Origin of the sequence: Dyella sp., from assembly GCF_036568765.1 — a bacterium.
Classification (GTDB): domain Bacteria; phylum Pseudomonadota; class Gammaproteobacteria; order Xanthomonadales; family Rhodanobacteraceae; genus GSA-30.
Genome location: NZ_DATCRY010000082.1, coordinates 1 through 9,778 on the forward strand (window position 1 = coordinate 1; position 9,778 = coordinate 9,778).

General features: G+C 62.9%; 9 protein-coding genes. 5 read left to right on the forward strand and 4 right to left on the reverse strand.

What is annotated here, in order from left to right:
* The 5 genes from VIM98_RS06250 to VIM98_RS06270 form a co-directional block, all read left to right on the forward strand.
* A partial coding sequence (locus VIM98_RS06250) for an OPT family oligopeptide transporter (RefSeq protein ID WP_331992238.1) occupies positions 1-783 on the forward strand: 783 nt, incomplete at its 5' end.
* A 298-nt stretch (positions 784-1,081) separates the two neighbouring features.
* Positions 1,082-3,646 (forward strand): bifunctional lysylphosphatidylglycerol flippase/synthetase MprF, encoded by a 2,565-nt coding sequence (gene mprF / locus VIM98_RS06255; protein ID WP_331992239.1) that lies wholly within the window; start codon positions 1,082-1,084, stop codon positions 3,644-3,646.
* Positions 3,643-4,419 (forward strand): AcvB/VirJ family lysyl-phosphatidylglycerol hydrolase, encoded by a 777-nt coding sequence (locus tag VIM98_RS06260; RefSeq protein ID WP_331992240.1) that lies wholly within the window; start codon positions 3,643-3,645, stop codon positions 4,417-4,419. Before mprF ends, VIM98_RS06260 begins: the two co-directional genes overlap by 4 nt.
* Positions 4,420-4,587: 168 nt before the next feature.
* Positions 4,588-4,965 (forward strand): hypothetical protein, encoded by a 378-nt coding sequence (locus tag VIM98_RS06265; protein ID WP_331992241.1) that lies wholly within the window; start codon positions 4,588-4,590, stop codon positions 4,963-4,965.
* Positions 4,966-5,049: 84 nt separating this feature from the next.
* Positions 5,050-5,577, forward strand: coding sequence for a DinB family protein (locus VIM98_RS06270; RefSeq protein WP_331992242.1), 528 nt, complete (start codon positions 5,050-5,052; stop codon positions 5,575-5,577).
* A 23-nt stretch (positions 5,578-5,600) separates the two neighbouring features.
* Here the strand turns inward: VIM98_RS06270 and VIM98_RS06275 are convergent, their stop codons facing one another.
* The 4 genes from VIM98_RS06275 to VIM98_RS06290 form a co-directional block, all read right to left on the reverse strand.
* Positions 5,601-6,263 carry a hypothetical protein gene (locus tag VIM98_RS06275; protein ID WP_331992243.1) on the reverse strand — a complete coding sequence of 221 codons (663 nt, stop codon included), beginning with the start codon at positions 6,261-6,263 and terminating at the stop codon, positions 5,601-5,603.
* A gap of 231 nt (positions 6,264-6,494) precedes the next feature.
* Entirely contained in the window at positions 6,495-7,310 is an 816-nt protein-coding gene (gene pyrF, locus VIM98_RS06280) for an orotidine-5'-phosphate decarboxylase (RefSeq protein ID WP_331992244.1), read from the reverse strand.
* A gap of 110 nt (positions 7,311-7,420) precedes the next feature.
* Complete coding sequence (gene ettA, locus VIM98_RS06285) at positions 7,421-9,082, reverse strand: energy-dependent translational throttle protein EttA (protein ID WP_331992245.1); 1,662 nt, start codon at positions 9,080-9,082, stop codon at positions 7,421-7,423.
* A gap of 324 nt (positions 9,083-9,406) precedes the next feature.
* Positions 9,407-9,778, reverse strand: a 372-nt coding sequence (locus tag VIM98_RS06290; protein ID WP_331992246.1) for an aldo/keto reductase, incomplete at its 5' end; no start/stop codon positions are given.

A 9,778-nucleotide genomic window follows, 5' to 3' on the forward strand; every position in this document is an offset into this window, starting at 1 on the left:
GTGGCAGGCGTGAAATCGCATCTGCCGCCGGAAGCCGGCAAGGCGCTGGTGGCCTTCGCGCTGTTCGTTACGGCTGTCGTGTTCGCGGTTGCGGCTATCGCCAACAACAACCTGCAGGATCTCAAGACCGGTCAACTGGTCGATGCGACGCCGTGGAAGCAGCAGGTGGCGCTGGTGATCGGCGTGCTGGCCGGCGCGCTGATCATTCCGCCCGTGCTGGATCTGCTGAACCAGGCTTACGGCTTTGCCGGCGTCCCAGGCGCCGACCCGGCCAAGGCGCTGGCCGCGCCGCAGGCTGGGTTGATTTCCGCGCTGGCGCAGGGTGTGATCCAGAACAATATCGACTGGAGCCTGATCGGCGTCGGTGCGATCGTCGGCGCGATCATCATCGCGATCGACGAAGGCCTCGCGCTGGGCACTTCGTCGATGCGTCTGCCGCCGCTGGCCGTGGGCCTGGGAATCTATCTGCCCACCTCGACCACGCTGATGGTGGTGGTCGGTTCGCTGGTCGGCTGGTTCTTCGACAGCCGCGCCGAGCGCGGTCCGCGCCCCGAGCCGACCAAGCAACTGGGTGTGCTGCTGGCCTCGGGCATGATCGTGGGCGAGAGCCTGATCCTGGTCATCATTGCCGCTATCGTGGCCTTCACGGCCAATGCCGCACCGTTCGCCCTGGTCGGGGATGGCTTTGCCGTGGCGGCCGAATGGATCGGCGGCATCGCCTTTGCCGCTGTGATGTTCGTGCTGTACCGCTGGGTCGCCCGGCTGGCGCAGCGGAAAGCGTAATGGAGTGAGATCGGCTGCTGCGCAGCTTGCGAGGTCGCGCCTGCGGCGCTGAGAGGCGTGGGGAGGGAGGTACTCGGCAGATGCGGAGATTCTCCTCGCTCCTTACGCCTCCCAGGCCACGCAGTGGCCGGCCTTACGCGCGGATGTCATTTAGCTGTGTGACGATTCAGCGCTTAGGGGGCCTGACAGGCTATGCTTCGCTGTTCGCAGTACCGGCCTGCGGCAGTTGTGAAGGTGTGGAGGCGATAGTCGCGTGGTGGAGCACAGTGGAGCGGAAGCTCCGGAACCAGGGTTTGGCTTGAAACAGGCGGGCGCGGGCGCCTTGTGGCTGCGCAAGCTGGCCGGACCGTTCCTGTCGTTGGCCATGCTGTGCCTGGCGCTGTGGGCGCTGCACAAGCTGGCCAGCGAAGTCAGCTACCATCAGGTCGCCCGCTTTGTGCATGGCTTGCCGGACTGGCGCATTGCGCTGGCAGTAATCCTGACCGCGCTCAGCTATGTGGCGATGACGCTGTACGACTGGTTCGGCGTCGATTCGATCGGTAAGCGCTTGCCGCGCGCCCAGGTCAGTTTCATTTCCTTCCTGAGCTACGCCTTCAGCAACACGCTGGGCATGGCACTGCTGATTTCCGGCTCGATCCGCTACCGCTTCTATATCCAGGCCGGCCTCTCCACGGCGGAGGTCGCCAAGGTCGTACTGTATTGCACGCTCAGCTTCTGGCTGGGCTTGTGCACCCTGACGGGCGTGACCTTGTTGGTGGTGCCGGTGCCGGCCACACTGCCGTTCGCCGAACTACGCTTGCCGATCGGCGCGGTCCTGACCGCGCTTTCGCTCGCCTGGATAGCCGGCAGCGTGTTGGTGCGCCGGCCGCTGCGTATCTGGCGTTGGCCGGTCAGCTTGCCTACACCGCGCAACGCGTTGCGCCAGGTAGTGGTCGGCACGGTGGACTGGGGTCTGGCCGCAGCCGTGCTGTATCTGCTGATGCCCAACGAGGTCGATACGGGTTTCGGTCACTTCCTGGCGATCTTCGCGCTGGGACAGATTGCCGGCCTGATCAGCCATGTCCCGGGCGGCCTGGGCGTGTTCGAAGCGGTCATGCTGGCCGGCTACGGCGCCACCGGCAATGAAGGCCTGGAGCCGCAGATTCTCGGTGCGTTGGCTGCGTATCGCCTGATCTACTACTTCCTGCCACTGTGTGCGGCCACTTTGATGGTGCTGCTGCGCGAAGTGCGCGGCCTGCGCAGCAAGAGCTTGCTGGCGCCCTGGTTCACTGGATTGTTGCCGCCGTTCTTCGCCGGTCTGACCCTGGTCTCCGGCGCGGTGCTGGTGTTCTCCGGCGCTACCAACGCCATTCCGGATCGCATGGCGATCCTGCGCAATGTGTTGCCCTTGCCGGTGCTGGAAGTCTCGCACTTCCTTAGTAGCGTGGTCGGCATGCTGCTGCTGATCCTCGCCCGCGGCCTGCAACGACGCCTGGATGCAGCCTATGTGCTGACCCTGGTGCTGCTGGTGGTCGGCGCGGTGCTGTCCTTGCTCAAGGGCATCGATTACGAAGAAGCGACGCTGCTGTCGCTCTTGGCGCTGGGCTTGGCGCCGGCGCACCAGCTGTTTTATCGACGCGCTTCGTTGTTCAGCACCAACTTCTCGGTCGGCTGGATCATTGCCATCCTGGCCGTGCTGGGTTGCGCCAGTTGGCTGGTGATCTTCAGCTACAAGCACGTCGAATACAGCAGCAACCTGTGGTGGGAGTTCAGCTTCCTGCACGGCGGTGCACCGCGTGCGCTACGTGCTCTGGTCGGCGCCGCCGCGGCTGGCCTGCTGTTCGCCTTGGCCACGCTGATCCGGCCGGCGCCGCCCAAGCTGCATCTGCCCGACGAAGCCGAGCTGACCAAGGCGTTGCCGCTGATCAAGCATTACTCCTCGGCACAGGCCCATCTGGCTCTGATGGGCGACAAGACGTTGCTGTTCGATGCCGACGATAGCGCTTTCATCATGTACGACGTGGAAGGCCGCAGCTGGATTGCGATGGGCGATCCGGTGGGTAATACCGACGACGCGCGCCGTGAACTGGTGTGGACGTTCCGCGAATTGTGCGAGCGCGCCGGTGGTTGGCCGCTGTTCTATCAGGTGCGGCCGGAAGATCTGGATCTGTATCTCGAAGTAGGCATGAACCTGTTGAAGATCGGCGAGGAAGCCAGGGTCAAGCTGGACGAATTCAACCTCGACGGCAAATCCAAGAAAGTGCTGCGCAATACGGTCAACAAGCTCACGCGCGAAGGGCTGCGGCTGGAGATCGTGCCGGTCGAGGCGGTGCCGGCCCTGTTGCCGCGCCTGAAGCAGATTTCCGATGCCTGGATGCGCGACAAGCGCGTACGCGAAAAGGGCTTTTCGCTCGGTACCTTCGAGCCGCGCTATTTGAGCCGCACGCCGATGGCCGTGATCTGGCAGGGCGAAGAGCCGGTGGCGTTCGCCAACCTGTTCCTGACCGATAGCAAGGAGGAGGCATCCCTCGACCTGATGCGGCATGTGCCTGACAGCACCTCGGGCATCATGGACTTCATGTTCATCCAGCTCATGCAATGGGCCAAGCAGGAAGGCTATCGCTGGTTCAACCTCGGCATGGCGCCCTTGTCGGGCCTGCAGAACCGGCGCACCGCGACGTTGTGGAGCCGATTCGGCGCGATGATCTTCGGCCGGGGCGAGCGCTTCTACAATTTCCGTGGCCTGTACCGCTACAAGGACAAGTTCGATCCCGAATGGGAGCCAAGGTACCTGGCTGTGCCGGCCAACATCGCCCTGCCGGTGGCGCTGACCAATCTGGCCAGCCTGATTTCTGGCGGTCTATCGGGTATGGTTCGTCGATGAAGAAAGTCTTGTGGTCGATCGTTGCAGTGCTGGTCCTGGGTGCCGCGGCGGGTGTGGTGCTGTGGCAGCCCTGGCATCACGCCAGCATGGCCGATTCCCTCACCGTTATTGCTCCCGCAGCGGGAGCCCGTCCGCCGGCGGGGCGTGAGGATGTCCTGGCGATTGTCTATTCCGGCGATGGCGGTTGGCGCGATCTGGACAAGCAGCTGGGCGCAAAATTGAGCGAGCGTGGCGTGCCTGTGCTGGGCGTCAGCGCGCTCAGCTATTTCTGGCGTACGCGATCGGCCGCCGATTCGGCCGCGGATCTGGAGGTACTGATCCAGCAAAACCTGGCCGTATTCCACAAGAAACGCGTCTGGCTGATCGGTTTCTCCTTCGGCGCAGATGTGCTGCCTTCGATCATCGCCAAGCTCTCGCCGGAAAGCCGCGCGGCGGTTGCCCAGTTGGTGCTGCTCTCGCCGACACGCGACGCCAGCTTTGAGATCGAGATGGAGGGTTACATGCGCGAGGGTTGGTTCAAGACCCATACGCAGGAATGGATGCAGAAGTTCAACCCGGTAGAGCACTACGATGCCCTGCCGCTGCTGCTGGCGCTGGACGGTCATCCGCCGGTGGTGTGCTACTACGGCACCGATGAGGCCGACGATACGATCTGTACCGAGAAGTCCCTGCCGACCTGGGTTCGCGTCATGGCCAAGAAAGGCGACCATCACTTCGACGGTGACTACGGCAAGCTGGCCGAGGAAATGTTGCTAGGCCTGCCGCCCGGTTAAAGAATTCCACGAGGCGGACGATAACCCGGCCAGACACCGGAGTCCGCAAGAACATGCTGCACCCAGCGCGCACCGCGCCTTTTATCTGTATGTCGTCACGGACGGCAGGATGGCTGCGTGGCATGATGCCTGTCGTCTTTGCCCTACGTGTGGTGAGTCGCGACTGACATGAGCCATTTCAGCAAACCTCCTTCCGGGCCGCAGGGCAATACCGTCGATTGGAGCGAGCCGAGCCTGGAAGCGCTGTTGCGCAAGACCGAAGGCTGGAGCTTGGACAACCGCGGCGTCTTCTCGCCCATTCCCTGCGAATTGCATGTCGGCTGGGGCGCCAGCGCAGGCAAATCGGCGACCCTCGTTTTCGAGCGCGAGGGGGTCATGGTGGTGGAAGCCTGCTTCCCGATCCCGAAAGGCGAGCAGGTGCGCGTGGACCGAGTGCAGGTCGGTGCGCTGCGTTCGACTTGGGGCATCGTCGTCGAGGGGCGTGTGGGTTTTCGCGAGGAGGATCGCGTCGCCGGCATCCACGTGTACTGGATACATACGCGTTAGGGATCGGCGCCTCCCCGTGCGTCCTCTGGTATCGGCATCCAGCTTGCCGCAGTATCGACGCTGACTCCCCTAGATACCGCCGCCATGCCATCGCCGCGCGATCTCCAGTTGCTTGCCCGCTACAACCGGTGGATGAACGGCAAGCTCTACGCCGCCGTTGCCGAGTGGGACGACGAAGCGTTACAGCGCGATCGTGGAGCGTTTTTCGGCTCGGTATTCGCCACACTCTGCCACCTGGTGGAGGCCGATCTGATCTGGCTGATGCGCTTTGCCGAGCACTCGGATGATTTTGTCACGCTTGAGCCGCTGAGCGCATTGACCCATCCGTATTTGCTCAGTGGCCCGCGCTACCACGATTTTGCCGGGCTGCGCGACGCCCGCGAGCGACTGGATGAAATCATCCTGGCCTTTGCCGGTGAGATTACTGCCGCCCATCTGGACCAGCGCCTGCTTTATCACAACCGTGCAGGCGAGACGTTCGATCGCCCGCTCGGTCCGTTGCTGCTGCATTTCTTCAATCACCAGACGCACCATCGAGGTCAGATCACCACCTTGCTGAGCCAGGCCGGGATCGATGTCGGCGACACCGACCTGAGCTGTCTGGTGGAGTGAATTCTTGCCGATCTCGACCGCTGTCAGAAAGCGAGGTTCAAGCCCACAGTGATCCATCGCGATGTAGTCCGCTCGTGGCTGGCACCCGCGATCAGATCGACGCTGTTTGCGCCTATATGCCATCGCACACCGCCCTGTGTCACCGAGCCTTGCCCGGCGGTGCGTGTATGTTCGGCCAATAGGCTCAGTTCCGGCGCTGGCGCGTATTCCAACCCCAAGCCGGCTGTTGCGCGACGGTGTACGCCGCGTGGCGCCTCCACGCCGAGATCCAGGTTCGCCGTCCACCGCCCGGCGCTGTCCAAGAGTCGGCTGAAGGCGGCATAGGCATTGCTGGCGGTGTACTTGCCGCCAACGACGCTGCTATTGAAATCCAGTGCGATGCTGGTGCCGTCGATACCGCCGTCGCGTACCCGCCATTTCAAGGCGGGGTTTTGCCCATTGCCATGCGCGATATTTTGGTGAGTCAGGCCCAGTGAGAATTCCAGGTTGCCTACGGCGCAGGCGGGAGTGGCGGTCAGCGATAACCGGCCATCGCGAAATACCTGCAGCCAGCTCTCCAGTTGGCAGCGGCCGGCAGGCGTGGTCGAAGCATCGTCCACCAAATAGCTGCCGCCGGCGGCATGAGCGGTGGAAAGGACAAGGCAGAGCAGGGCGGCGCCCAAGACGCCGTGGCGGAACATAAACATGATCGTGCGCTCTCGCGTCAGACGTGCGAGGCGCCCGACGCTGTGGAAGTCGATGGGGAGCGCGTTGAAGCGGTTCAACGCAGTCGCGAGCGGCGTACGCCCGGCGCTGCTGCGGACGGACGTCAGCCGATCGTTGGAAACGGGCTAGGGTCGTCGTCCATGGAAAGTCTCAGGCAAAAAGGCGTGCACAGTGTATGTGCGCACGCCCCAATGGCAAGGGGTCATCGCCGCTCAGCGGCGATAGCGGTTGATCGTTTCGCGCAAGGCTAGCGTGGCGGCGCGTGAAGCTTGCGCGAAGTCGTCGCCATCGCCGGCATAGAGAAGCGCGCGCGACGAGTTGAGCATCAAGCCGTTGCCATCGGCAGTACGACCATGACGCAGTACGGCTTCGACATCGCCGCCCTGCGCACCGATACCCGGCACCAGCAATGGCATGTCGCCGACCAGGGCGCGCACCTCGGCCAACTGCTCCGGCCAGGTCGCACCGGTCACCAAGGCGCAATTGCCGTGGCCGTTCCATTCGCGCGCCACCAGACGTGCGACATGCTGGTAGAGCGGCATGCCGCCGACATCCAGGTCTTGCAGGTCCGACGCACCAGGATTGGAGGTGTGACACAGCAGGATCACGCCTTTGTCGGCGCGGTCGAGAAAAGGTTGGATCGAATCGCGGCCCAGGTAGGGGTTGAGCGTGACCGCATCGGCCTTGTACCGCTCGAACGCCTCGGTGACGTAATGCTGCGCGGTGCTGCCGATATCGCCGCGCTTGGCGTCCAGGATCACTGGCACATGCGGAAACATCCGGTGCATATGCGCAATCAGCCGTTCCAGCGCATCCTCGGCGCGCAGCGCCGCAAAGTGCGCGATCTGCGGCTTGAACGCACAGACCAGGTCGCCGGTGGCATTGACGATGGCGCGGCAGAATTCGAACACCGCGTCAGGATGCTCGCGCAGATGTACGGGAAATCGCGCCGGCTCCGGATCGAAGCCGACGCACACCAGCGAATCATTGGCTGCCCATGCTTGTTTGAGCGATTGCATGAAGTGCATGGCGCCTCCGCGGATTAGGGGTTAGGAGTGAAGAGGAGGAGAGCGTGGCGAGGAGCGAGGGAAATCGGCGGTTGTTCCTCCTAACGCCTAACTCCTCACTCCTAACGCTTTTACGCCAACTTCTTGTACTTCACGCGCTTGGGCTTGGATCCTTCCTCGCCCAGGCGGCGCTTCTTGTCCGCTTCGTACTCGTTGTAGTTGCCGGGGAAGAATTCCACGTGCGAGTCGCCTTCGAACGCGATGATATGCGTGGCGATACGGTCGAGGAACCAGCGGTCATGCGAGATGACCATCGCGCAGCCAGGGAACTCCAGCAGCGCGTCTTCCAGCGCACGCAGGGTTTCCACGTCCAGGTCGTTCGACGGTTCGTCCAGCAGCAGTACGTTGCCGCCCTGCAACAGGGTTTTGGCCAGATGCAGGCGACCGCGCTCACCGCCCGAGAGGTTGCCGACGATCTTCTGCTGATCGGTACCCTTGAAGTTGAAGCGGCCGATATAGGCGCGCGACTGGATTTCGAAATTGCCGATGGTGAGGATGTCCAGGCCACCAGAAACTTCCTGCCACACGTTGTGCTTATCGTCGAGCATGCCGCGCGACTGGTCGACGTAGGCGAGCTTGACCGTATGGCCGAGTTTGACCTCGCCCGCATCGGGCTGTTCCTTGCCCATGATCATCTTCATCAGCGTCGACTTGCCGGCGCCGTTCGGACCGATCACGCCGACGATCGCACCCGGCGGGATCTTGAACGACAGGTCGTCGATCAGCAAACGATCGCCGAAGGACTTGGATACGCCCTTGAACTCGATCACTTCCTGGCCCAGGCGTTCGCCCGGCGGAATGAAGATCTCATTGGTTTCGTTGCGGCGCTGGTATTCGACCGCGTTGAGTTCCTCGAAGCGGTTCAGGCGTGCCTTGCCCTTGGACTGACGGCCCTTGGCCGCAGAGCGTACCCACTCCAGTTCCTTTTCGATCGCCTTCTGCCGCGACTTTTCTTGCTGGGCCTCCTGCTTGAGGCGGGCGTCCTTCTGTTCCAGCCATTCGGTGTAGTTGCCCTTCCACGGAATGCCGCGGCCGCGATCGAGCTCGAGGATCCACTCGGCGGCGTTGTCGAGGAAGTAGCGATCATGGGTCACGGCCACTACGGTGCCGGGGTAGTTCTGCAGGAACTGTTCCAGCCAGTCGACCGATTCGGCGTCCAGATGGTTGGTCGGTTCGTCCAGCAGCAGCATGTCCGGTTTGGACAGCAACAGGCGGCACAGCGCTACGCGGCGCTTTTCGCCACCCGACAGCGGACCGATCTTGGCATCCCACGGTGGCAGGCGCAGCGCGTCGGCGGCGACTTCGAGCTGGCGCTCCAGCGCATGCGCGTCATTGGCGGCCAGGATCGCTTCGAGGGATTCCTGCTCCTTGGCCAGCTTGTCGAAATCCGCGCCTTCCTCGGCGTAGGCGGCATAGACTTCTTCCAGGCGCTTCTGGGCGTCCAGGACGACCGATACGCCTTCTTCGACCGCTTCGCGGACGGTCTTTTCCGGGTCGAGCTGCGGCTCCTGCGCCAGGTAGCCGACCTTGATGCCCGGCTGCGGGCGCGCTTCGCCCTGATAATCGGTATCGACGCCGGCCATGATGCGCAGCACCGTGGACTTGCCCGCGCCATTGAGGCCCAGCAGGCCGATCTTGGCACCGGGGAAAAACGACAGCGAGATGTCCTTGATGATCTGGCGCTTCGGGGGGACGATCTTGCTGACCCCGTTCATGGTGTAGATGTACTGCATGCTTCGCTCCCTGGAGGGCGGTCTACCGGCCCGCTAAGACACGGTTCGGCAAGGAAAAAGGGGATTGACCGCCAATTATCGCCGATTGGGCGTCCAGCCGCCATGGCGATCGAGTGAAAACACGCCCTAAAGAGCGGTTGTTGCGCCTTGTCAGGTCGCTGGCCGTCGGCCTCCCTGATTGCCAGAACCCGGCGGCCGCATGCGCCGGATGCCCGCCAGGCTAGCTATCGAGCAAAGTCCTGCCGAATGCGCTAAGGCGATCGGTTGCAATGAAGCCTTTCTCGTTTGCTGCTGATAACTGTCAGCTATGTCACGGTGTCGTTGTCAGCGCTCGCTATCGAGCGAGGCCATGCCGTGTGCGTTGTAGCGATCGCCAGCGGCTGCATCGGCGGGTACGGCTTGCTCGATGACGGTAAGTTCGTCGTTACTCAGCGTTGCTTCGAGCGCGCCAAGGGCTTCGGCCAGGCGCGCTCGTGTGCGAGAGCCCACTAAGGGAACGATGTCTTCGCCGCGTGTAAGTACCCAGGCGATGACAAGCTGCGCCGTGCTGATGCCATAGGTGTTAGCTAGTTCACCCAACTTGTCGGCCAGACCGAGGTTGTGCGTGAGGTTATCGCCTTGAAAACGTGGGCTATGTGTACGGAAATCCTGTTTATCGGCGGTCCTGTCATTCGACCAATGTCCGCTGATCAGGCC